Source organism: Faecalibacterium sp. DFI.5.82 (assembly GCF_029076575.1).
Taxonomy (GTDB): Bacteria; Bacillota; Clostridia; order Oscillospirales; family Ruminococcaceae; genus Faecalibacterium; species Faecalibacterium duncaniae.
On record NZ_JARFIS010001145.1, the window covers coordinates 1 to 288 of the forward strand.

Consider the following 288-nt stretch of genomic DNA (forward strand, 5'->3'; position numbering starts at 1 on the left):
CTCCTCATGGACTTTCACAAGCTCTACGGACACGTCAACTAACTCCTGAGAGAGCATCGTTGCACCGCTGACGGATTTCATCAGCGTGAGCCACTAGTTGTCCTCGGACATTGCCTCGGCAAACTTTACCTTCCGCTGAACCGCTTCATCCAACCGCCGGGATAGGTTAGCATACTGCTCATCGTAGGCTTTCTTGGCAAAGACGTATTCCTCTTCATCGAGAATGCCTTCTGTGAAGTCCTCATAGAGCCGAGTACGCTTCTTGGAGATGCCGCTGAGTTTGAGATT

1 pseudogene is annotated in these 288 nt (G+C 51.0%); it reads right to left on the reverse strand.

From position 1 onward, the window contains the following. Window positions 1-93: 93 nt before the first annotated feature. Window positions 94-288: pseudogene (locus P0G09_RS20490) on the reverse strand (recombinase TnpX); the annotation flags it as partial.